Annotated in this window: 21 protein-coding genes, 1 tRNA gene and 1 pseudogene; 9 read left to right on the top strand and 14 right to left on the bottom strand. The window is 67.3% G+C overall.

The genetic code is table 11. The features are described from left to right. Positions 1 to 59: 59 nt before the first annotated feature. From AB0F72_RS17620 to AB0F72_RS17610, 3 genes are all read right to left on the bottom strand, one after another. Complete coding sequence (locus tag AB0F72_RS17620; RefSeq protein WP_360431780.1) at positions 60 to 251, bottom strand: hypothetical protein; 192 nt, start codon at positions 249 to 251, stop codon at positions 60 to 62. A gap of 214 nt (positions 252 to 465) precedes the next feature. Next, entirely contained in the window at positions 466 to 699 is a 234-nt protein-coding gene (locus AB0F72_RS17615) for a hypothetical protein (RefSeq protein WP_360431777.1), read from the bottom strand. A gap of 328 nt (positions 700 to 1,027) precedes the next feature. Then, positions 1,028 to 1,735, bottom strand: a complete 708-nt coding sequence (locus AB0F72_RS17610) for a transposase (protein ID WP_360431774.1) — start codon at positions 1,733 to 1,735, stop codon at positions 1,028 to 1,030. Positions 1,736 to 2,186: 451 nt separating this feature from the next. On the opposite strand from AB0F72_RS17610, the gene AB0F72_RS17605 reads away from it, so the two are divergent. Beyond that, positions 2,187 to 3,992: a hypothetical protein gene (locus tag AB0F72_RS17605; protein ID WP_360431771.1), complete on the top strand. Its 1,806-nt coding sequence runs from the start codon at positions 2,187 to 2,189 to the stop codon at positions 3,990 to 3,992. A gap of 716 nt (positions 3,993 to 4,708) precedes the next feature. Here the strand turns inward: AB0F72_RS17605 and AB0F72_RS17600 are convergent. Further along, on the bottom strand, positions 4,709 to 4,867 hold the full coding sequence (locus tag AB0F72_RS17600; RefSeq protein WP_360431768.1) for a hypothetical protein: 159 nt from the start codon (positions 4,865 to 4,867) through the stop codon (positions 4,709 to 4,711). Between the two features lie 278 nt (positions 4,868 to 5,145). Between AB0F72_RS17600 and AB0F72_RS17595 the strand changes: the two genes are divergently transcribed. Further along, a complete protein-coding gene (locus AB0F72_RS17595; RefSeq protein ID WP_360431765.1) occupies positions 5,146 to 5,733 on the top strand; it encodes a hypothetical protein in 588 nt (195 codons plus the stop codon). Here AB0F72_RS17595 and AB0F72_RS17590 read toward each other — a convergent pair. The 7 genes and pseudogenes from AB0F72_RS17590 to AB0F72_RS17560 form a co-directional block, all read right to left on the bottom strand. After that, positions 5,670 to 6,674, bottom strand: coding sequence for a hypothetical protein (locus AB0F72_RS17590; protein ID WP_360431762.1), 1,005 nt, complete (start codon positions 6,672 to 6,674; stop codon positions 5,670 to 5,672). The two genes, AB0F72_RS17595 and AB0F72_RS17590, sit on opposite strands and share 64 nt — an antisense overlap. Positions 6,675 to 7,007: 333 nt before the next feature. After that, complete coding sequence (locus AB0F72_RS17585) at positions 7,008 to 7,577, bottom strand: class I SAM-dependent methyltransferase (protein ID WP_360431835.1); 570 nt, start codon at positions 7,575 to 7,577, stop codon at positions 7,008 to 7,010. Positions 7,578 to 7,726: 149 nt separating this feature from the next. After that, positions 7,727 to 8,545: pseudogene (locus AB0F72_RS17580) on the bottom strand (IS5 family transposase); the annotation flags it as partial. After that, the gene (locus AB0F72_RS17575) at positions 8,542 to 8,742 is read right to left on the bottom strand and encodes a hypothetical protein (RefSeq protein WP_360431759.1); all 201 of its coding nucleotides are present in this window, start codon (positions 8,740 to 8,742) and stop codon (positions 8,542 to 8,544) included. The gene AB0F72_RS17575 and the pseudogene AB0F72_RS17580, both read right to left, overlap by 4 nt. Beyond that, entirely contained in the window at positions 8,739 to 9,143 is a 405-nt protein-coding gene (locus AB0F72_RS17570; RefSeq protein WP_360431756.1) for a hypothetical protein, read from the bottom strand. The genes AB0F72_RS17575 and AB0F72_RS17570 overlap by 4 nt, the downstream gene beginning before the upstream one ends. A 10-nt stretch (positions 9,144 to 9,153) precedes the next feature. Next, positions 9,154 to 10,167 carry a DUF6192 family protein gene (locus AB0F72_RS17565; RefSeq protein ID WP_360431754.1) on the bottom strand — a complete coding sequence of 338 codons (1,014 nt, stop codon included), beginning with the start codon at positions 10,165 to 10,167 and terminating at the stop codon, positions 9,154 to 9,156. 562 nt (positions 10,168 to 10,729) lie between these two features. Further along, a tRNA-Leu gene (locus AB0F72_RS17560) sits at positions 10,730 to 10,814 on the bottom strand. A 124-nt stretch (positions 10,815 to 10,938) separates the two neighbouring features. Here AB0F72_RS17560 and AB0F72_RS17555 point away from each other — a divergent pair. The 7 genes from AB0F72_RS17555 to AB0F72_RS17525 all read left to right on the top strand — a co-directional run bounded on the left by AB0F72_RS17555 (position 10,939) and on the right by AB0F72_RS17525 (position 18,721). Further along, positions 10,939 to 11,913, top strand: a complete 975-nt coding sequence (locus AB0F72_RS17555; protein WP_360431752.1) for a tetratricopeptide repeat protein — start codon at positions 10,939 to 10,941, stop codon at positions 11,911 to 11,913. Positions 11,914 to 11,946: 33 nt separating this feature from the next. Next, complete coding sequence (locus tag AB0F72_RS17550; protein WP_360431749.1) at positions 11,947 to 12,714, top strand: enoyl-CoA hydratase/isomerase family protein; 768 nt, start codon at positions 11,947 to 11,949, stop codon at positions 12,712 to 12,714. 9 nt (positions 12,715 to 12,723) lie between these two features. Then, positions 12,724 to 14,379 carry an AMP-binding protein gene (locus tag AB0F72_RS17545; RefSeq protein WP_360431746.1) on the top strand — a complete coding sequence of 552 codons (1,656 nt, stop codon included), beginning with the start codon at positions 12,724 to 12,726 and terminating at the stop codon, positions 14,377 to 14,379. A 147-nt stretch (positions 14,380 to 14,526) separates the two neighbouring features. Then, positions 14,527 to 16,317: a hypothetical protein gene (locus tag AB0F72_RS17540; RefSeq protein ID WP_360431743.1), complete on the top strand. Its 1,791-nt coding sequence runs from the start codon at positions 14,527 to 14,529 to the stop codon at positions 16,315 to 16,317. Between the two features lie 13 nt (positions 16,318 to 16,330). Then, positions 16,331 to 16,987 carry an HAD hydrolase-like protein gene (locus AB0F72_RS17535; RefSeq protein WP_360431740.1) on the top strand — a complete coding sequence of 219 codons (657 nt, stop codon included), beginning with the start codon at positions 16,331 to 16,333 and terminating at the stop codon, positions 16,985 to 16,987. 19 nt (positions 16,988 to 17,006) lie between these two features. After that, entirely contained in the window at positions 17,007 to 18,443 is a 1,437-nt protein-coding gene (locus AB0F72_RS17530) for a B12-binding domain-containing radical SAM protein (RefSeq protein ID WP_360431737.1), read from the top strand. A gap of 5 nt (positions 18,444 to 18,448) precedes the next feature. Beyond that, positions 18,449 to 18,721 carry a hypothetical protein gene (locus AB0F72_RS17525; protein WP_360431734.1) on the top strand — a complete coding sequence of 91 codons (273 nt, stop codon included), beginning with the start codon at positions 18,449 to 18,451 and terminating at the stop codon, positions 18,719 to 18,721. Positions 18,722 to 18,828: 107 nt separating this feature from the next. Here AB0F72_RS17525 and AB0F72_RS17520 read toward each other — a convergent pair whose 3' ends face one another. The 3 genes from AB0F72_RS17520 to AB0F72_RS17510 are packed head-to-tail and all read right to left on the bottom strand — an operon-like array spanning position 18,829 to position 21,183. Next, positions 18,829 to 19,233, bottom strand: a complete 405-nt coding sequence (locus AB0F72_RS17520; protein WP_360431731.1) for a helix-turn-helix transcriptional regulator — start codon at positions 19,231 to 19,233, stop codon at positions 18,829 to 18,831. Beyond that, complete coding sequence (locus AB0F72_RS17515; RefSeq protein ID WP_360431728.1) at positions 19,230 to 19,934, bottom strand: GTPase; 705 nt, start codon at positions 19,932 to 19,934, stop codon at positions 19,230 to 19,232. Before AB0F72_RS17515 ends, AB0F72_RS17520 begins: the two co-directional genes overlap by 4 nt. Positions 19,935 to 19,941: 7 nt before the next feature. After that, positions 19,942 to 21,183, bottom strand: a complete 1,242-nt coding sequence (locus tag AB0F72_RS17510) for a glycoside hydrolase family 16 protein (protein WP_360431725.1) — start codon at positions 21,181 to 21,183, stop codon at positions 19,942 to 19,944. Between the last annotated feature and the right edge of the window lie 40 nt (positions 21,184 to 21,223).

The following is a 21,223-nucleotide window of genomic DNA, read 5'->3' as shown; positions in this document are numbered from 1 at the left end:
CCGTGTCAGACCGGAGGGTGTTCGCCGGAGCTGACAGAACCCGGTTTGAGGGTGTACGCCTACTGGCCGGTGGCGCCGCGGCGGGCGTTGCCCGCGGCCGCGCGTTGAGCTCGCGGCGCGAAGCCGGTCCGGGCGGTGGCGCTGGTGGGGTGCTTCGCGGCCGTCGACTGGATCCGGGCGGCCGCCGCGGTGGTCGTCGGCGTCGACCGGCCGCTGCTCTTGCTCGCCTTGCTCGTGTTCGACTTGGTCATACCCGGAGCGTCCGCCGCGGCGGCATGGTCCGCCGGCCGTTCGCCGCGATCGCTCCCGGCAACCCGGAAAGTCACCGCGCTGCCGGTGGAGCGGGTGGCGCCCAGGAACGGAGATTACGGGTGCCGGCACCTCTCGGCGTGGACTCCGGAGGTCTCGGATCCCCTCTCCGCCCACACTCAGCCCCCTGGGCGCTTCTACCCAAGGGGGTGCGGGCTACTGGTCGCCGAGTGCCCGAGTCAGGCGGGCAAGTTGCTCTTCGACCTTCTTCTGCAGGTCCTGAGTGCTGATCACGGTGCCGTAGCGGAACTCGTCGGTGCCGATCGCGGAGCCTACGGCGGTCCACAGGTTCTCCGGCAGGGGGCCAGTTTTTAGGATCGCTTGGAACGCGGTCAGCATGCGAAGGATGTCGGTGGCGTGCTCTTTGGGAAGCGTCACGTCATGTGGCATGGCCGAACGTTAGCGGCGCACTGTGGGCCGCTAACGCGCGGGTGGGCGCTGAGCTGTTCCCTGACGGAACGCTGGCCGACTTGCCGTTGCCGCCCAGCTCAGCGGGTAGCAACGCCCTGCGCTTCAGTCGGCGGGCTGGGGGTGCAAGCCAGCCGCAACGTTGGGTCGGTCCGGCCCAGCTCGGTGCACGCCGTGCACCGTCAGGCCCGGTGCCCCGTTCTGGTTGTCGATGGCGGCCAGCAGACGCACGGCAGCCAGCTGACGGTCCACCGCGCCGCCGGTGAGCGGGTGCCGTTCCGGAGCGGCGCAGTGCTCGGGTGTGCCCGGTTCAGCGAAGCCCTGCAGCGTTGCCCTTGACCGCCATGAGCTGCGGCGCGGCCTGGTGGGCGAGTTTCTCGATCTCGGTGTCGAGCGTGGTGATCTCTGCCGTGAGCTGCTGGTAGCGGGTGGCGAGAGACTTGAGTGCCAACTTGCTGGCCGCCTCGATTCCGGCGAGGTGGCCGGGCCGGCACCGCGTCGCGGCGTCGACGAGTTTTGGCAGCGACAGGGTGCGCAGCCGGTCGCGCAGGGCCTGCGGGGCGGTGACCAGCACGGCGCGCAGCTGACTGGCCGTCTGGGTGCGGGCCTTCATCGCGGATCGGCGGACCAGCCGTAGCGTGCGGATCATCTCCACCGCACCGTCGGCGGTCTTGGGTATGCCCAGCGCGGTGCCGGCCAGCACCGACCGAGCGGCTGCCTCGGCGTCGATCGCGTCGGTCTTACCGCGCCGGCGGCGGGTCTGCCGGTTCGGCCGCACCACTTCCACCACCGAGATGCCCTGGTCGAGCAGGTGCCGGGTCAGCCCGGCGCCGTAGCTGCCGGTGCCCTCGATCCCGACCTGGTCGATCGCGCCGAGCTGCTGCGCCCAGGCCGTCAGCTCGGCATGCCCGGCAGCGGTGCTCGGCACGCTGGTCATGCCGAGTAGCCGACCGTGCTGGTCGATTGCCGCGGCCACGTGCACGTCGGCGTGGGTGTCCACGCCAACGGTGACTCGCACCTCAGTCGAGGCGGACGATGATCGGTTCGTACGTGGCCGCGGCCATCTCCTCCGCGGCGTTACAGCGATCGGGGTCTCGAGCAGCTTGCTGCGGATGAACAGTACGTCTAGCTGGGGATCTGGCTGCGGTTAGAGGGTGTTTGCCCTCCACCGCATGGGTGCGCCTGAATCGGCCGGAAAGACAGTCCTGCCTGTGTAGAAGCTGTGTAAATACTTTTAAAACTGTACATAACATGAAAGATCACGATTTTAGTTTCACGCAAGGTGCTATCTGGTCACAGGCCTCGCTACTTAGAGTTCGCATGTCCCCCGGGTGCGAACACATGGAGTAACGAGAGTGCAGCCTCTGCGCAGCAGGCGTCGGCATCAAGCCGCTACCGCCATCGATGGGAATTCCAGTCTCCGGCCGAGCCTGTGGCGGCCGATGGTTTTCGGCCTCCCGCTGGCCTTGATGGCCAGCATCCTCGTCGCGCCGGCCGGAGCGGCAGTCGCCGCAGTACCCGACCCGGTCGACTGCGCGGCGTCGGGGCAGCCCACCCAGGATGCAGCTATCGAGGCCGCGGTGGACTGCAATGTTGCGGTTGAGATCACGGAGGCGACAGACGCAACTACGCGGGCCTGGGCACTGCCGGACGGCCGGATCCGTCAGGAAATCAGTGCCGCACCGGTCCGTGTGCAGCAGGACGGGAAGTGGGTTTCGACCGATCTCACCCTCGTCCAGCAGCCTGACGGCACCGTGACGCCCAAGGCGCATCCCGGCAACCTGGTCTTCGCGGGTGCAACCGCCGACGCCGGCGTGCACGAGCTGGCGACACTGGGTGAGGGTGGACAAAAGGTCGCGATGGGTTGGGAGGGGCCGCTGCCGACACCGGTGCTGTCCGGGGACAAGGCCACCTATCCCGAGGTGATGTCGGGCGTCGACCTGGTCGTGCAGGCCACCACCCGCGGCATGGAGTCCTTCTACATCGTGAAGACTCCGCAGGCTGCCACCCAGGTCACCGAGCTGTCCGTGCCCATTACTGGCGACGAGGTCGCCTCTCACAAGCTCGGTAAAGACGGCAACCTCGTCCTGCTCGACGAGAACAAGAAGCCGGTAGCGACCAGTCCCACCCCGCTGATGTGGGACGCGCAGACCGACCCCCGCACCGGCGACCCGACCAACGTCGTGGTCATGGACAGCACCGCCACGGCCCGCCAGGCGACCGACGCCACCGCGGCGGCGGCACCGATCGAAGGCGCCGGCGTCAACCTGGCCATTACCCCCGACGCAGATTTCTTCACCGACCCGAACACGGTGTACCCGGTCACGATCGACCCGGAGATCACCTACGAAGACCCCACCTGGGACACCTGGGTCCGACAGGGCACCACCACCGACCTGTCGACCACCACCTACCTTGAAATCGGCACCAGCGGCGGCAAGGCATCCCGCTCACTGGTCAACTTCAACGTGTCGGCGCTCAAGGGAACCTTCATCACCGACGCCACCGTCGGCCTCTACAACTACATGTCGTCCAGCTGCGAACGCACCGGCTGGGAGATCTGGACCGTCGGTGGCTCCAACAAGGAAACCCGCTGGACGAACCAGCCCGCCTGGAACCTCCGCGCCGGCACCGCCTCGACGGTCAAGGGCGGCCCCACCTGCACCGATCCCGGCTTCATCTGGGTCGACGCCACTGCCTTCTTCCAGGAAGCCGCCGACGTCGGCCGCAACATCGGATACATGGGCGTGCGGGCCACCGACGAGACCAGCAACAGCACCCAGAAACGCTTCTACTCCCAGAACTACAGCGACACCTCGAAGTCACCGACCGCGACTGTCTACTACGAGCCGCAACCCCTCGAAGCGGAGCTGACCCAGGCCCTCTCGGTCATTGAGAACATTCCCGACAGCGTCGAAGCCCAGGGAGAGGCCGCCGTTCAGGCCTACCTCGATCAGGAAGCCAGCAAGGCCCACACGGCGGGCTGGGGGTACGCCTGCGCGTCTGCAATCACCGTCGCAATTTTCTCGAATTTATTCACCATCAGCAAGATCCTGAAGATCAAAGCCGCGTTCAAGGCCGCTAAAGGCACGGCCAAGATGGTCAAGAAAATCATCGCCGAGTATAAGGTGGCACGGAAAGCAAAGTTCAGCAGAACTGACGCGATCCGGTGGGGCGTCAATGAGGCCGCCAAGGGCCTGGGAACCGAGACCGTCGCCGCCCTCCTCTCACTCTTTTCTGTCAGCGGCGTCATCAACAACTGCTTCTTGACGTGAGCTACTGCTTCTAGACACCACGATCTGATCTCGTCTGTGTGGGTTGGGCTGCTACGACAGCCCAACCCACACAGACGGCCTGCAGAAGCGTCTCACCGGTGCGGTCAGACGCTGCGCCCCTACGCCGGGCGGATCAATCGACCCCACCACCTACATCATCCCCAGCAACTAAAATGGCTACCGGACCTCCGGGACCGGACAGAGAGGAACCCGATGCAAAGCCGGAACAGCACCCCATGGTGGCGGGCGCCACAGACGGAACTCGCAGTCCGCGTCTTCGCTGTTCTCGTCGCCTTGTACTGGTCAGTCATCTTTTGGTCAGAAGGGCCACGATGGTTGGCCATCATCGGGTTCACTCTTGCACTACTGGGTTCGCTCACGGTAATCAAAAGCGTCCAGCGTCGAAGCCACCACTGACCGCCCCGCTAGTCCATTCGAGAATTGACGATGTGCTGACTACGCCGCCTAGGTGTGGACTATACGAACTGCCGGGCTTTACGAGTCCGGCAGTTCGTTGTTCCCCGATGAGACTTCTCGCCGCGACGTCAGCGCCTGATTCTCACCAGGACGTCAGCGGCGTTCTCATCCCGTGTCAGTACGACATCGGCTTTCCCGTAACCTGAGCCCTCCCTCGCTCCCGACCCCGCTGCTGGCCATCTACAGACGTGAGGCTGGGCGCCGTGACCGGCGTGAGGGCCATACACCAGTGCGGGTTGCTACAGAACGGCACCGAGCTGGTCGATGGCGGTCCGCGCCCACTCCTGGGATTCAGCGGTCGCGGCACCGGCCACGCCGGCGCCGATCGGAGCCAGCACGCCTTTGAGCACCTTGACGGCGCGGCGGATCTTGCCGGGATCGGGTTGGCCGGTGGTCACCTCGGTGACAATCTCGGCTGCGGCCTCTTCGGCGTCGCGGCGGTCGTCGGCGGCGAGTTCCAGGCCCTTTACTGGTTACTGGTGAGAGCGCCTATTCAACTGTCGCGGATTCGCTCTGAAAGCGCCTCAACCGCAAGTTGATCGCCACTCTCCGTGGTTGGCCGAGGGCTGCAGGGACTGCCAAGGGGCCTATGCTCGTGCGAGAGTCACGCGCGAGCCGGACGGATGCGTCCCGACGTTGCGATCTTGACTACCTGAAGATGCCTAGACTCGGCTTTGTGCGTGATGACGTTGCGTTCTTGCGGATGATCGAAGCCTCCCCAGCGATGAATCAAGAGTTGAGCAGGCTCGCCGATTTCGATGTAGCTGACAGGCCTGCAGACTTCGGTTGTCCTGTCAGATTGTCGTGTGGATTCCCTCTTCAGATCATCGCCGCAGACGGCGCTGGAGGCGCCTTCTTCCTGGTGGGAGCGGGCGGCGCTAGTCGTCCGGTGCTCTATGCAGACTCCGAGGGAAACGCTGGTGTGGTCGGTCCAGACCTCGCAACCGCGCTTGCCACCCTGATCGCGTTGCCGAACTGGCATGACCTGCTCGGCTTCTCCCGAGGTGGCGACCTCAGCGAGATGCGACGAGCTTCGATGTGGCTGGCGGACGGTTTGCACCGGGACTTTCCTGACCTTGATACCGCAGGTCCAAGATTGTTGGAAGAACTCGGGCTCGCAGCGATCGACGATCCGGTCGCTGTCCTGTGGACATCGGTGCATTCGACGGAGCCGGACTACGTCCTGTTGGATGACGACGATCAAGGCGATGCATGGGACTCGCTCTTCCAGCCGTGGACGATAGATCGGCTGGTCAAGCCGTAATCATTCATCCTCATTGCTTCGGTCACCTGCTGCGTAATTGGACCAGGTGGTGCAGCCTCGGCGGCAAGGCGGGCGGTGGTGACCTGGTGGTAGCCGAGCGCGGTCGCGACGATCGGGGCCGGCAGATCGAGGACATGCTGGCGGATCGCGGCGGCGCGGCCGGCGGTGGTCGGGACGCCGAGCTCGTGGATCAGCGGCGACAGCGTGCGCGGGTGCAGTGGTTGGCCGGCGCGGCGGCCGGGGAAGAGCCAGCGTGAGTCGCGGTTGGTGGCGGTGCGCATGTTGGTGCGGTGGCCGAGGTATTGGAGCAGTAAGACGGCGACACGGTCGGGCACCGGTGAGGGTGGGTCGCCGAGCCGCACCAGGATCTGGTCGCCGTCGCGGATGATGTCGTCGATGGTCAGCCGGGTGATCCGGCTGACGGGCTGGGCGTAGAGCAGCAGGATCACTGCTGCGACCCGGGTGCGCAGCGGGCTGCGGTCGTCGGTGAGGAGTTGGCCGAGCAGCCGGGTGCGGTCGCGTTCGGGCAGCGGCGTGCCGCCCGGCCCCTGGATGGCGGGCAGCTCGAATCGTGGGCGGAGCCGGTTCGCGGCCGACCATTGCAGGAAGGCCCGGACGTTGACGCGGTCGCTGGCGCTGTGCTCGACGGCCCATGCGTCGACGTCGGTCTGGGTGCAGTCGGCGAGCGAGCGGCCGCGGGCGGCGAGCCAGCCGAGCAAGGCGCTGGCCTGGCCGATCTGTTCGCCTGCGTAGCGGCGACCAGCTGAACTGATCGGTCGGGTCTCGGCGCGGGCCCGCAGCCGGGGCAGGACGTGCCAGGTCGCGAACCGGCGCAGCAACTGGGCGTGGTCTGGGTCGCCGACGGCGGTGAGGTGCTCGTGCAACCAGCGCTCGAACAGGAGGATCTGCTTGTCGATCACGGGCAGCAGCTCGCAGGCCATCAACAGCTCCTGTAGGTGCGCGGCCGCCCGCCAGGGCTGCAGGCCGCGGAACGCCTCGTGGTTCAGCTGGATCTCTTCGCGAGCCAGACCACGGAGGAAGTCCGCGGGAGCTCGGTGGCGCGAGGTCAGCCAGGCCAGCCCGGTCAGTGGCTGTCTCGCAACCTGTTTCCGCAGCTAGTGCGAGTATTGGCCTGCAGAGCTTCGTCTCTGCCGTTCGTTGCACCGTCACGGTGACGCCGATCCGAACGCCGAATTGCGAAGGTGACCGCACCGTCCGCGCGCAGCGGTCGCCGCCGAGCATGCGCGTTGGCCGCAGGGCTGGTCAGTCGGCCACTATGACGCAGCGGCTGCTGCGGCAATGGCCGCATACTGGCGGTCCGGGAACTGCTGCCTAAGACGCTGAAGTTCGGTGAAACCGGCTTCTCTCAGGCGAGCGGAGAACTCGTCTACAGGCCAGTGGTATGCCGTGTGGACCTTGTGATCGAACGCGGCCACCTCGTCGTCGCTGTCGAAGAAGCCGATTACTAGCCTCCCGGAAGGGGTCAGCATCCGGCGGAACTGGGCTAGCACACCGTCCAGCTCCGGTGGCGGGATGTGAATGGTTGAATACCAGGAGAGGATGCCGGCCACCGAATGGGCAGGAAGGTCCAGGTCGGTCATCTCTCCGAGCTGGAACTTCGGTCCGGGAAAGTTGGTCCGGGCGTAGTCGATGAACTCGGGGACCAGGTCGACGCCGGTCACGTCGGCGCCGAGCGAATGCAGGTAGGCGCTCCAATGGCCGGGGCCGCAACCGAGATCGAGCACCGTGCCGTCCAGGCCGACGAGGTGACCTCGGACGAGGGCCGTGTCGTCCGCGTGGGCCTGCCAGTCACCATCGAACAAGGCGATGTACTGCTCCGACATGTACGAGTAGGCGTCACGGACCGGATGGTTTTTCACGGCGGCACTCTACAGTCAGTCCTCGATCCTCCCGAACAGGAATGCGGACCTGCATGATGCCGAGCTGATCAGGCGGCGATGAGTTCGGGTACTGCGGCCCGCCGGCTATCCGCGCGGGTGATCCGGCGGGTCATCAGGGTGATGTTGGCCCAGGTGATGTGGGCTTCGGCATGCTCAGGCAGGCGCTCGTAGTCACGGGAGTTGCGGCGGGCGCGCATCAGCCATGACAGGGATCGTTCGACGATCCACCGGCGGGGCAGCACCTTGAAGCCGACCTGGTTCGGGGGTTTCTTCACGACCTTGAAGGTGAGGTCGAGGTCGTTGCGGGCCCAGTCGGTCAGGCCGGTGTAGGCGTTGTCGGCCCACATCAGGGTCAGCTCAGGGTTGTTCTTGCGTAGCTCCGGCAGCATTTCGCGGGCGGCATCGCGGTCGGTGACGTCGGCCGGGGTCACCTTCACCGTCATCAAGAGGCCCTTGGTGTCGACGATTAGGTGCCTTTTCCGGCCGTTGATCAGTTTTGCGCCGTCGAATCCGCGGGTGTCTCGGCTGACGGTCTCGGCGGCTTTCACGCTCTGGGAGTCCATGATGGCGGTGACCGGGCGGGGGCATCGGCCGGCGTCGACGCGGATGCGGCGGCGCAGCTGGTCTCGGAGGTGCTCGAGCACGCCGGCCTTGGCCCAGCGGGCGAAGAACCCGTAAACGGTCTTGAAGGGCGGAAAGTCCGAGGGCAGGGCTCGCCACTTGCAGCCGTTGTCGACCAGGTAGCGGATCGCGTCCACGATCTCGCGGCGCGGGTGCGCTTCCGGATGGCCACCCGTTGGTGTGGTGCTGGCCGGCGGCGGCAGCAGCGCCTCCAGGAGTTCCCACTCGGCGTCGGTGGTGTCCGACGGGTAGCGCCGCCGCCGCGGCAGGACCGTGATCGTGGCGTTCATTCGCCACGCGCCAGCAGCTCAAGCGCGGTCTTGACGCTGGTGAGCTGGCCAAGCACCAGCTGGGCCCACTCGTCGTCGGGATGGCCCTTCAGGTGCGGGATGAGCACGGTGTCCAGCAGCCGGGTGATCCGCAGCATCTCCTCGCGCACGCAGCCGCGTTCGTAGGTGGTCCAGTCCGCGCCCTCGATGGTCGTCATGCGCCGCGGACGAGCAGCCCGAGTGCGGACTTGACGCCGGTGAGCTGCCCGAGCACCAGCTGGACCCACTCGTCGTCGGGAAGTCGTTGAGCGTGGGGGATGACCGTGCTGCTCAGTAGCCGCGCGATCCGGGTCAGCTCGGTGCGTACGCAGGCCCGCTCGTAGGCGATCCAGTCGGCCGGCTCGGTCGACAGCTGGTAACCGTCGCGGCGGGTCCAGGTCAGCGGGGTGAGGTTCTCCGCCGCGAGGACCTCACGCACGAACCGGAGCCCGGACTGGACCTGATACTGGCTTAGCTCGGTCGCGGTCACCAGCTGCCGGGTGGTCAGCCCGGCCGGACGGGCTTCCATCAACGCGACCCGGACCAGATCACCGGCGACATTCGCGGGCACCCGTCCCATGACCGGCGGCCTACTCGCCGCGCAGGAGGCGGGCCAGGCCCTCCTCCGGGGTCACCTGACCGGTGGCCACCGCGCCCTCGATCCAGTCCGCGGCGGCCCGGACCCGGGCCACGTTGCGCTGCACCGTCGCCTTCTCGTCGCCGGTGTAGTTCTGCCCGCGTAGGCCGGGCACGATCCGGCCGGCGGACGCGACGAACTGGGCGCACGCGCCGACCAGGTCGAGGAACTCGGCGGTGTGCTGGACCTGCTGCAGCGCGGGCGTGCGCTGCCGCACGATCTCCGCTCCTTGCCGGGACTGGTCGACCTGGGCGCGGTTGACCTGGTGCCGGGCCGTGCTGTCGGTCATCGCCCGCGCGGCGACCTCCGGGCGACGCAGCAGATTCGTGGCGATCTGCGAGGCGACCTCCTCGTCACGGACCAGCTCCTGCGCCGCCACCACCTTCTCCTGCACCGTGGTTTCACTCATCGCCTTGAACGCCACGTCCGGCCGGCGCAACAGGTCGGCGGCGACACGCGAGGCGACCTTCTCGTCGCGGACCAAGTCGTGGACCGCCACGACCTTCTCCTCCACCGACTCCGGGCGCGACACCCGGTTGCCGACCCGGCGGCTGGCCTCGTCCGGGCTCCACCGACGCTCGCCCGTGCGAGCGATCACCGGCGGCTGAGCGATCACCGCGAACCGCTGCTCAGCGTCCGGGATCTCCGCCAGAATCGCGTGCACGGTGAACGAGGCGTCCACGCGCCGGTGCTCCCGGGGCCAGCGCGAGGCGACCCACCGCCACTTCTTCACCGTGGTCGCGGCAGCTCCGATGTCCTCAGCGAACATGGCTAGCGCCTGCGAGACGGTCACCATCTCCTCGCTCAGCGCCGGATGCGCACCGCCATACGCGCGCATCGGCTCGATCTCCAACGCCCACTCACCCATCCGGAACTGCATCCGGGTGTGCTCCTGCATCAACGTGCGGCACTCGGTCACGATCTCGTCGTACCGGGCCTGCGTCACGTTCCCGATCATGGCTGGCATCAGGTCACCGCCCCAGGGGCCGCCCGCAGCGCGGCGAGAACCCGCCGTCAGCAACTACGGTCGATACCAGTCAGGCTGAACCGCAGGTCAGCAAGGTCGCAGTCCCCCGCCAGCGGTCACTCGTCCGAACGACCCGCTGTGAGTGACCTGCTTCGCCACGCCCTCGTACGACACCGCGGCGAACAGAACACCGCCGACAACGGCCGATCCAGACCAGCCACCCACTCGGCCCCGCACTGCGGACACGCCACCCGATACTCCTGCCTCACCGCCGCGATCCGGGCCCGGCTCCGCCGGACCTTGCGCCAGTGCCGAGCTCGGCACGCCGGCGAGCAGAACATCATCAACATCCGGGCCGCCGCCGGTAACCGGTCACCGCACCCAGGGCACCGCCGCGGCGGCTTCTGCGCCGAGTTCCCAGCGGTGCCGGTCGGCTGCGGGACCAGCGACAGCCAGCCCCGGTCACCGCGCTTCGCACCGCTCATCCCGCGAGCCTAGAACCGGCGTTAGATCGATCTTGGAGTAGCGAGACAGGCACTTAGGCATGGGTGCCTCATTTTTGTGTCCGAGGGGGGACTTGAACCCCCACGCCCGATAAAGGGCACTAGCACCTCAAGCTAGCGCGTCTGCCATTCCGCCACCCGGACCTGCACTTATGCAGCTTATCGCGGGGCTTGCCCCGCGTGCCGCACAGGTCAGAACTGTACACGGCTCTGAACGGTGCCCAAAGCAGGGGTGGCCGGGGCGCGGTGGAGCGGGCAGCATGAGGACGTGCCCCCGCTGACGCAGGCTCTGGAGCGGGCTCGCCATCTGGTCGCCTCGGGTGATCCGGATGGTGCTCGCCTGCTGCTGGAGCGTGCCGTGGAGCTGGGGCAGGCGCGGCTCGGTGAGGATCATCCCGAGGTGCTCAGCACGCAGCTGCACCTGGCCGCCCTCTGCCGGCGCGTCGGCGATCCGGCCGGGGCGCGCCGGGTGCTGGAGGAAGCCTACGCCGCCGGGCAGCGCCGGCACGGGGACGCGAGCCCGCTCATCCTGCGAGTCTCCTACGACCTGGGCCAGGTCGCGGAGGAGTTGGGCAACCGCCACGAGGCCCGCAAGGCGTTCACCCGGGTCGCGCAGCACGGCCCGGCGGCTCTCGGCGCGGGGCACCAGGCGGTCACCCGGGCGCGGGCTTATCTCTCCAAGATCCAAGAGCCTTCCCCGGTACGGGCGGAAGCCGCACCGCCGCACCGACAACTCCCCGATCCGCCCGGCGTGTACCGCGTTCCGCCACAGGCACCGGCCCCGCAGACGGAAGCCCGGCGGACGGAAGACCCGCAGCCGGAAGTGCCGCTGCCCTGGATCCCGGAGATGGAGGACCCGAAGCCGCCACCGCAACAAGGAACGCAGTCCCGCTACGTGGAGCCGTTCTGGGACCCGGAGGATCCGGGCGAACCCGAGGAACCCGAGCAGGAACCCGCCGCATCCGACCCACCGAAGACAACCGCAGAACCACCGAAACCCCTCATCACCAAACCTCCGACATCACGGCTCCCTCCCCCGCCCCACAACCACGACGAACTCCTTCTGTCCGCCGCGGACATGCTCAACGCGTACCCCTCAATCGGCCTGACCCGGCAGGGAGCGCAACCGAAAGACCGGGGCTGGGCGATCCTGCTGGTGGTGATCGCTGCGACAGCGGCGATCGTGGCGGTGGGTGCGCTGGTGTTCGTCCTGGTGGAGCGCGCGGGCACCGGCGGCGGCTAGCCACGGTCCATAGCCACGGCGATAAGATCAGCCGTGCGTTCTGACCTGTCGGTGACCGTCGGTGACGGGATCGCCCTGCTGGAGATGCGGCGGCCGCCCGCCAACCATTTCGACGAGGCCCTGATCGGGCAGATCGTCGATGCGGCGCGTGACCTCGACGGCGACAAGCAGTGCCGGGCCATCGTTCTCGCGTCACAGGGTAAGCATTTCTGTGGCGGCGCGGATTTCGGCAGCGGCGAGTTCGCGGCCGACCATGTCACGGCGGCCGGGCGGCTGTATGAGAAGGCCGCTCAGCTGTTCGACATCCGGACTCCGCTGATCGCGGCCGTGCAGGGCACCGCGGTGGGCGGTGGTCTCGGGCTGGCGTGCGCCGCGGATTTCCGGGTGGCGGAGGCGTCCAGCCGGTTCGTGGCGAATTTCGCGCGGCTCGGATTCCACCAGGGGTTCGGGATCAGCGTGACGCTGCCGGAGATCGTCGGGCGGCAGGCGGCGGCGGACATGCTGCTCACCGGCCGGCGGGTCGGCGGCGAGGAAGCCGTCCGGCTGGGCCTGGCGGACCGGCTCGCCGAGCCGGGGCGGGTGCGCGCGTCCGCGATGGAGCTGGCGGCGCAGATCGCCGGGGCGGCGCCGCTGGCGGTGCGGTCGATCCGGGCGACGCTGCGCGGGGATCTGGCCGCGCGGGTGCGGGACGCGCTGGCGCATGAGCTCAGTGAGCAGAAGGTGCTGTGGGCGACAGCGGACAGCGCCGAGGGGATCCGGGCGAGCCTGGAGCGCCGCACACCGGTCTTCCGCGGCGAATAGGGTGAGGCCATGACCACGTTCCGGCAGGCCCGTGAGTTTCTCCTGGCGCACCGCGACGATTACGACACCGCCTATCGGGATTTCCGCTGGCCGCAGCTGGACACCTTCAACTGGGCGATCGACTGGTTCGACGCGGAGGCGGCCGGTGAGGCGGGGCCGCGCACGGCGCTGTGGATCGTGGAGGAGGACGGCTCGGAGCAGCGGCACACGTTCGCCGAGCTGTCCGCGCGGTCCAGCCGGGTGGCGAACTGGCTGCGCGGCCTCGGCGTGAAACGCGGCGACCGGGTGATCCTGATGCTCGGCAACCAGGTGGAGCTCTGGGAGTGCCTGCTCGCCACGATGAAGCTGGGCGCCGTGGTCATCCCGGCGACCCCGCTTCTCGGTCCGGCTGACCTGCGTGATCGCCTGGACCGGGGGCGAGCCGCGCACGTGATCACCGGCTCGGCGGACACCGGCAAGTTCGCGGACGTGAAAGGCGATTACACGCGGATCGCGGTCGGCCCCGCAACAGACGGCTGGCACGCCTACGCAGCGGCTCACGAGGCGGACGAGAACTTCACCCCGGACGGCGTGACCAGGGCGGACGACTCGCTGCTGCTCTATTTCACCTCCGGGACCACCGCGCTGCCGAAACTCGTCGAGCACACCCACGCGTCGTACCCCGTCGGGCATCTGTCGACGATGTACTGGATCGGGCTGCGCCCCGGCGACGTACACCTGAACATCTCCTCCCCCGGCTGGGCGAAGCACGCGTGGAGCAACGTCTTCGCGCCGTGGAACGCGCTGGCATGCGTGTTCATCTACAACTACAGACGCTTCGACGCCTCCGCTCTGCTTACCCAGATGGACAGATGCGGTGTGACGAGTTTCTGCGCGCCGCCGACGGTGTGGCGGATGCTGGTGCAATCCGACCTGACGCAGCTGCGGAACCCGCCGGCCACCGTGGTCGGCGCCGGGGAGCCGCTCAACCCCGAGGTGATCGAGCAGGTGCAGCGGGCCTGGGGCGTGACGATCCGCGACGGGTTCGGCCAGACCGAGACGACCGTGCAGATCGCCAACACCCCTGGTCAGCATGTGAAACCGGGGTCGATGGGCCGGCCGACGCCCGGTTATAGAGTCGCGCTGGTCGATCCGGCAACCGGCGCGGAAAGCGACGAGGGCGAGATCTGCCTCGATCTGCGGGAGCGCCCGCTCGGACTGATGCCCGGCTACCACGATGACCCGGAGCGCAACGCCGAGGCGATGGCCGGCGGCTACTACCACACCGGCGACATCGGTTCCCGCGATGCGGATGGATATGTCACCTATGTGGGACGAACCGACGACGTGTTCAAGGCCTCGGACTATCGGATCTCCCCGTTCGAGCTGGAGAGCGTGCTGATCGAGCACGACGCGGTGGCCGAGGCCGCGGTGGTGCCGGCCCCGGACCCGGTGCGGCTCGCGGTGCCGAAGGCCTACGTCGTGCTGGCCGAGGGCTGGGCGCCGACCGCGGAGACGGCCCGGGCGATCCTGCTGCACTGCCGGGAGAACCTGGCGCCCTACAAACGCATTCGCCGCATCGAGTTCGCCGAGCTCCCGAAAACCATCTCCGGCAAGATCCGCCGGGTGGAGTTGCGGGAGCGCGCCGACGCCACCGGCGAATTCCGGGAGGAAGACCTCTTCTGAGTACGGGGTCGTCGCGTACCCGGGCAGCCCCACCTCAGTACATCGATGGATGTTGTGGGCTACGCTGGCTTGCCAGGTCGTTCGTCTGCCGGTCAGCACACCTGCGGTCCTGCACGACGGCACTCCATTCTGGAAGAGACAGCCGACGTGACAGCTGATCCGGCAGCGAACAGGGCATTGCAGAGCTATGCGGCCATGTCCAAGTCGGCCTTCGGACGGCGGCGCACGGCCTTTCCGCTGGACATGACCCTGGCCGACCTCATCGAACGGCGCATCGCGATAGCGCCCAGGATCGTCGACCGGACACGGCGCGACGCAGCGACGACGCCATCGGCGATCCTGGGCCGGATGCATCCGAAGCGGTCGGCAGTGATGCTTGGCGCCCCGGGCGCGGGCAAGAGCATGGCGCTGCTGCAGGCCGCGGCAGCGTGGTCCACGGCCACGGTGACGCCCGTTCTGCTGAGGATCACCGACGCCGTCGAGGAACTCGAGACCCTGCAGAAGCTGATCTCCCAGAGCACCGGCCGGCCACCCGTCCTTCTGCTCGACGGCCTGGACGAGGCGATGGCACCTCAGGACTACCGGCCTCAGGTCGCCAAAGCGCTCAGGACGCTGATGAACGCGGCGCCTACCATCCTTACCTCGCGATCCCGAGATTTCGAGGAGGCCTCCTACCTCGACGCGAACGGCATCGTGGTGGACGATGTGTACGAATTGATGCCGTGGCGACCGGACGTGGAATTCGCTCAGTTCGTCCAGCGGCTTCATACCTCGGGGCACATATCGAACACCAAGGTGCTCGACGACGTGTCACGATCCCCGCAGTTGTCGCGTCTGGCGACCAGGCCGCTGCACGCCCGGATGCTCACTTTCATCATGGAGGTCGACCCGGCCAGACCTCCGGAGAGCCAGAACGACCTGTACGGCACCTACCTCTACCATCTCGCCCGAGTGGCGGACGCCAGTCTGGCGGGGCGCGGTTGCCATCTGCCCCAAGGAGCCCTCGGCTTCTGGATGGACGTCGTCTGGGCCGCCTACACGTCCAGAACAGCGACGCCGGATCCTCATGCGCTGGTCAAAGCTACCGCTGCAGGCGATGGGCACTATTCCGCCTGTCTACGGTCGGCGATCGACATCATCGCTGACCGGGTCCCCCACGCCGGCCGCGAGCGCCTCGAATTCGTGCATTATTCGTTCTACGAGTGGCTGCTGGCGGCACGGATCCGGGAACGTCTCTCCGAGTTTCCGATGACAGTGGATCAGCTCTTCGAGACGTTGTCCCGCGACGTGCCTCGTGAGGTCCGGCATTATCTCCGGCATCAGACCGGCACGATGAGCCCACAGTTGACGAATGACCTGGTGGCTCAGTACCTCAAAGCCCACGAGCGCATCACTGACACGCAGGCGACCTTGGTGGTCTGCAACCTGATCGTCTATTTGATCTCCCGGTGTGCGCCGGACGCCGTTGTACCGCTTCGGCGACTCCTCGGCCGGGAGCGGGATCCCTTCCTGACGAACGCGCTGCTATGGTCCCTCACTCATCTGGGCGACAGAGCGGCAACCGTAGATTTTTTCCGTCGTTTCTCCGATGACGAGCATTGGAGGCGCATGGCCAGGGGCTACACCCTGTACTACTACGGCGATCTGACGGACGTCAGCGGTCCGCCCTACCTCGACTCCCCTCCGCTGGGGCCCTACGATCGCTCCCTGCAGGCGCACAGCGGAATCTTCGCGTCCGCGGCCAGCGAGAACATTCCACTGGAGCGGCAGGCGGTCGATCTCGTCACCATCCTCGACATCCTCCACGTCCGGAACATCCGAGTGACGCGGGAGCGGCTGGCCTCCATCGTGGACGCGGCCCAGCACGTCACGGAAGGGCTGGGTGTGCCGGACGTGACGCGCCAGATCCAACTCCGCTTGAGCAGCGTACTCACGTGAGATGAGGGAGGTCATGACCGGTAGAAAGCTGTTTGTCTGGGATCTGCACGGCACGCTGGAGTGCGGGAACGAATTGGCGGTGATCCACCTGTCGAACGAGGTCCTCGCTTACCGCGGTTTCACCGAGAGATTCCGGGAGAATCAGGCCATCTCCCTTTATGGCTTGAAATGGTGGCAGTACTTTCGCAGCCTCCTACCTGAACAGGAAAGCCACATCTGGCATGCGCTCCAAGACGAGTGCTTCCGGCTGTCAGAACAGGACTTGAAGATCCAGGCTGCGTGCATGACGCCCGCGCCGTACAGCCATGAGGTGCTCGGTGAGATCGGCGAGCGGCACGATCAGGTCCTCATCTCGAACACCCGCCCGGCCAACCTGCGTGGCTTCATGGACAAGCTCGGGCTCCGCGCGTTCTTCCCCGACGGTAAGTACTTCGCCGTCGACGGGCACACTGACCTGACGGCCACGAAAGAGCAGGTGATCGACGACTACCTGACGAACCACTTTCGGTATGACGAGATAGTGGTCATCGGAGATTCCAGCACCGACATGCGGCTCGGCGAACACGTCGGCGGCGTCCGCGTCCTTTACAACCACAAGTACCTTCCCCGCAAGGATGCACCGGCCGATGTTTACACCTCTGACCTAAGGACCGTCTTGAAATTCGTGTGATCACTGCCTGGAGGAGACTGTGGCCTCGACGACTGCCGTAGTGTTCGTTCTTCCGCCATCCCCGTCCGACACCAACCCACCGCTCGGGCCGGCGATCCTGGCACGCGAGGCCCGGAAATGGAACGGCGCCGTCGTCGTCCGGGATCTGAACATCGACTACATCCGGCAGTTCGAGGATCGCGACAGTGTCACCGAGAAGAACTCGGCCGCGCTGGGCGACCAGGGCAAGGATCGGAAGCTGGCCGCCACGGCCGCGAGCGCGTTGTACCGGCAGTTCGCCCTGGATCCCGCCGGCGCCATGTTCGTCCCGGACGTCGCCACGGCGGAAGCCGGCATGCACTTCTCCGGACCGGCTATCAACCATGCGATCGAACAGCACGTGTCGCGCGGGTCCGACCTCGCCGCCTGGATCTCACATCACCTGGACGAATGCCAAGCGGAGCTGGGTACACCCGGCGTCGTCGGTGTCTCGCTGATGGGACCGTCACAGGTCTTCGCAAGTCTGCTTCTTCTCCGCCTGGCCAAATCACGCTGGCGTCACTCGGTCACGGCGGCCGGCGGGAGTCACGTAACTCTCCTCACCGGAACCGCCGAGGGGGCGGCGATGATCCGGCAATTCGCCGACGTGACGCTTCCCGGGCACTCGGAGCATGAGTTCACGCATCTGCTGACCGGTCGCCGATCGCCGTCGAGCGACGAGTTCGACTACGAGCCGCACTTCGAGCCCGGCCAGCTCGCCCGTTACCGGCAGTCCACACTGGTCCTTCCCGTCCAGTTCTCCCGAGGATGCCTGTACGGGAAGTGCACTTTCTGCACCTATCCGGTGGTGGAACCGGTCGCCACCAGGATCGACGCCGCACGAGCGACCGCCGCGCTCCGTCACCTCTCCGAGAGGCATGGAGTCAGCAGGTTCTCGCTGAAGGACTCCCTGGTTCCGGCGAAGGATCTGCTCGCGTTGGCCCAGGCGGTCCATGCCGATGGCCTTGAGGTTGTGTGGAGTGCCACCACGCTGCCACGCAGGACGCTCGCGACGATGGCCGCAGAACTCGCCGGCGGCGGACTGCGCACCCTCGAATTCGGTGTCGAAAGCATCCACCCCGCCAATCAGCAGCTCATGCGTAAACGCTCATCGCCGGACGAGGTCGAATGGATGGTCGAGCACCTCGCGCGGGCGGGCATCGTATCGGTCGTGAATCTGATGTTCGGTTTCCCCGGCGAAACGCAAGAGCAGGCCGCCGAGCAGCTGGCCTGGGCCGCGAGCTTGAAACAGCGTCATCCCGGCGCCGTCGATTTCTCTCTCAACATGCTCGAAGTCGTACGGGGTTCGCCCATGGAACGTGACACCGGACGATTCGGTATCCTCGGCGTGGCGCCGTGGGCATATGCGTACGAATGGACGCCACCGCCATGGCGGCCCGAATTCGCTCCGAGCCTCCTGCGACTCGAACGGCGATAACCGCCATGACGTCCACGCCGAGCCTCTGGCCAGCCGTCGTCGGCGTTGCCGGCACAGTCGTCGGCGCGCTCGTGACCGCTCTCATCACACTCTGGAACGCCCGCCTGGCGCGCATCCGGGAGGAAGCGCTGTTCAACCGGACGCGGGACCGCGACCAGCAGGAGAGAGTCCGCGCGACACGCGCGCTGATCTACGAGGAGTGGCTACGCTCCATACGCTCCTTCGTGGAACGCAGTGAGGCCGGCACCGTCTCATCCGCACCTTCTCCGCCAGCCTGACCGAGCGCCACGCACTTGTCGAACGCCTGAGGGACCGGCACGGGAAGACCCTGGACTCGATGCGCCACGACCTTGCCTGATTCCACCCACGGCGGCATGCAACCGGATCACCGGCCGAACACGCGTCGCCACAAGCCTCTGATCCGGTCCCAGCCCCACCTCCCCGTTTTGATCGCTGCCGCGACCAGTCCGAAACCGAACACGTCCAGCCACGCGCAGAAAGCGTCCAGCGACGTCACCCGCTCCCGCTGGAACTGCTCGGCCTGCCGGCGGCTCTCCTGCTCCAGCCGCGCCAGCTGGTTCCGCAGCGACGGGCTGTCCGCCACCAGCAGGTGCTGCGGCGTCACGCCGAGGCAGCCGGCGATCGTGTGCAGCTCCTGCGACGTCGGCGTGAACGCGTCGTACTCCAGGTCGTCGACGTCGTACTCGGTCCAGCCGAGCTGCCACGCCAGCTGGCCCTGGGAGATCTGCCGCGCACGCCGGTAGTGTGCGACGTTCTCGCCGATCGTCATCGCCGCCGCCCTCGATGCGCGAAATCGTCGTGGCGGAAGTTCTTGATCGCGCTGAAGATCCACGAGCGGTCCGGTGGGCAGGCGCCGATGAGTTCGGTGAAGAGTTCCTGCAGCCGGTATCCGCGGCCCGCCGAGTAGCCGACCACGGAAGGGGTGGCACCGAGCACGCCGGCGAGGCGTTCCTTGCGGTCCAGCAGGATGTCCGCGAGGTGGCTCTCCTGTTCCAGCGACGGCAGGTTGACCCGGCGCTCCCAGTTCATCGGGGCGATCGTGTCGACCTGGTTGACGCCGAAGACGATCCGGTCGTGGAACGGGGCAAGCTGTTCCAGGTACTGCTGGTCCAGGGCGATCGCCCGGTTGCGGGCGGCGAGGGTCCACAGGATGACGTCGCAGGCCGGCAGGTTCTTCCGGTACATGTCCAGGTAGGCCGCGTCGGCCCGGATGTCCTCGCCGAGCCCGGGCGCGTCCACGACGCGCAGCAGGCGCTGGCCCTGGCTGGTCTGCACCGCGAGCTCCACGTTCCAGAAGTCCTTGGTGCACGCGGTGGTGTGGCTGATCGGCAGGTCGGTGCGGAACATGGCGTTCACCGTGGACGACTTGCCGGTTCCGGAGACGCCGACGACGCCGATGACCGGTGGGCGTCGCCGCATCTCCGCACGGATCGCCTCTTCGGCGGCGTGGGCCTGACTCACCTCGGACATGGCCGGGTCACTGGTACTGGGTGGCGGGAGTGGCGTACATCCGTACCCAATCGATGTCCTGGCGGGCCGGCCGCATCAGCTCTCCGGTCTCCGGGAACATGTCCATCTGCGCGCCGCCGTTCGACCGGCTGAAGTAGTTGATCGACTCGTGGACAGTGCATTTCAGGACGCCGTCGACGTACCAGGAAACCGAGTTCGGCTGCCAGTCGACCGCGTAATTGTGGAACTTCGTCGAGTCGATCGTCACCGAGCAGGGTGTCTGGGTGCCGTCGTGGTGCACGAACAGGCCCACCGAGCTGGACGCGACGTCACGCTCGGCGAAGTCGATCTCGGCGTTCATCCAGTCGGCCTCGTTCTCCGGCCAGAGCAGCGGCACGGCGTGGTACGCCTTCCCGCCGTTGCTGGACAGCGGCACCGCGCGTTCCCGGACCTCGATCCGCCCGTACCGGAAAGCGGGCATGAGGCCGTAGAGTCCGCCGGTCTTGCCGTCCGCGGTTCCGGTCACGCTGAGGTAGCCGCCGCCCTGGGTGGTCTGCGACCCGCAGCGCTGGCCGTGGCCCTGATAGCCCGGTGAACAGCCGGTGTACGAGCCGGGATCGGTCCCGAACAGCCCCCACTTGTTCAGGTTGATCGCGCTGCCGTTGTACTCGTCGGACTGCGCGGCGACCGGGGTACCCCACCCGTGGCGGACGGCGGCCTGGTCACTGGGCGTGGCGGTGGCGACCTGGTAGTCGCACATCGTCGCCTTGAAGTCGGTGCCGGTCGCGGATCCGAAGTCGCCGATCTGGAGCACGTGCGCGGATGTCGCTCCGGCCGGCGCCGTGAACGTCCCCGAGACGGTCGTCCAGGTGCCACCGGAGACGGTCGAGGCGGGCAGCGTGACGGTCGGCCCGGCCTGTTCGCTGAGGTACTGGCCGGACGAGCTGTACCACTCGGCGACGATCTTCGCGGTGCCGGAGCCGAAGACGACCCGGTCCTTGGCCGCGAACGTCCAGGTCTGTCCCGCCGAGACGGCCACCTGCGGCATGTAGAACTCGCGGCCGCTGGTGTCGAACGCCCAGCTCGCGCCGGGCAGGTCGCCGACCGGGTCGCGGGAGACCGCGGCGCCGTCCAGCGGTCCCCAGCCGTTGAGGTTGTAGGCGAGCACGGGGTTGCTGCATGCGTTGGTCGCGGCGTCAGCCGCGTCGCCGGGCAGGACGGCGCCGAGGGCGGCCAGGAGCAGCGCGGCGCCGATACGGGTTCTCGTCATGAGCGCAGTGGATCGCGCGCGACGACCGGCCGGTCAGTAC

It is taken from the genome of Actinoplanes sp. NPDC023936 (assembly GCF_040639325.1).
Taxonomy (GTDB): domain Bacteria; phylum Actinomycetota; class Actinomycetes; order Mycobacteriales; family Micromonosporaceae; genus Actinoplanes.
This window is presented reverse-complemented; position numbering and strand designations above follow the sequence as displayed.

What these genes read in the sequence shown, in the direction of transcription:
- AB0F72_RS17620 (WP_360431780.1), bottom strand. Translation starts at nt 251, where the DNA reads ATGACCAAGTCGAACACGAGCAAGGCGAGCAAGAGCAGCGGCCGGTCG.
- AB0F72_RS17615 (WP_360431777.1), bottom strand. Translation starts at nt 699, where the DNA reads ATGCCACATGACGTGACGCTTCCCAAAGAGCACGCCACCGACATCCTT.
- AB0F72_RS17605 (WP_360431771.1), top strand. Translation starts at nt 2,187, where the DNA reads ATGGCCAGCATCCTCGTCGCGCCGGCCGGAGCGGCAGTCGCCGCAGTA.
- AB0F72_RS17590 (WP_360431762.1), bottom strand. Translation starts at nt 6,674, where the DNA reads ATGGCCTGCGAGCTGCTGCCCGTGATCGACAAGCAGATCCTCCTGTTC.
- AB0F72_RS17585 (WP_360431835.1), bottom strand. Translation starts at nt 7,577, where the DNA reads ATGTCGGAGCAGTACATCGCCTTGTTCGATGGTGACTGGCAGGCCCAC.
- AB0F72_RS17575 (WP_360431759.1), bottom strand. Translation starts at nt 8,742, where the DNA reads ATGACGACCATCGAGGGCGCGGACTGGACCACCTACGAACGCGGCTGC.
- AB0F72_RS17570 (WP_360431756.1), bottom strand. Translation starts at nt 9,143, where the DNA reads ATGGGACGGGTGCCCGCGAATGTCGCCGGTGATCTGGTCCGGGTCGCG.
- AB0F72_RS17565 (WP_360431754.1), bottom strand. Translation starts at nt 10,167, where the DNA reads ATGCCAGCCATGATCGGGAACGTGACGCAGGCCCGGTACGACGAGATC.
- AB0F72_RS17545 (WP_360431746.1), top strand. Translation starts at nt 12,724, where the DNA reads ATGACCACGTTCCGGCAGGCCCGTGAGTTTCTCCTGGCGCACCGCGAC.
- AB0F72_RS17535 (WP_360431740.1), top strand. Translation starts at nt 16,331, where the DNA reads ATGACCGGTAGAAAGCTGTTTGTCTGGGATCTGCACGGCACGCTGGAG.
- AB0F72_RS17525 (WP_360431734.1), top strand. Translation starts at nt 18,449, where the DNA reads ATGACGTCCACGCCGAGCCTCTGGCCAGCCGTCGTCGGCGTTGCCGGC.
- AB0F72_RS17520 (WP_360431731.1), bottom strand. Translation starts at nt 19,233, where the DNA reads ATGACGATCGGCGAGAACGTCGCACACTACCGGCGTGCGCGGCAGATC.
- AB0F72_RS17515 (WP_360431728.1), bottom strand. Translation starts at nt 19,934, where the DNA reads ATGTCCGAGGTGAGTCAGGCCCACGCCGCCGAAGAGGCGATCCGTGCG.
- AB0F72_RS17510 (WP_360431725.1), bottom strand. Translation starts at nt 21,183, where the DNA reads ATGACGAGAACCCGTATCGGCGCCGCGCTGCTCCTGGCCGCCCTCGGC.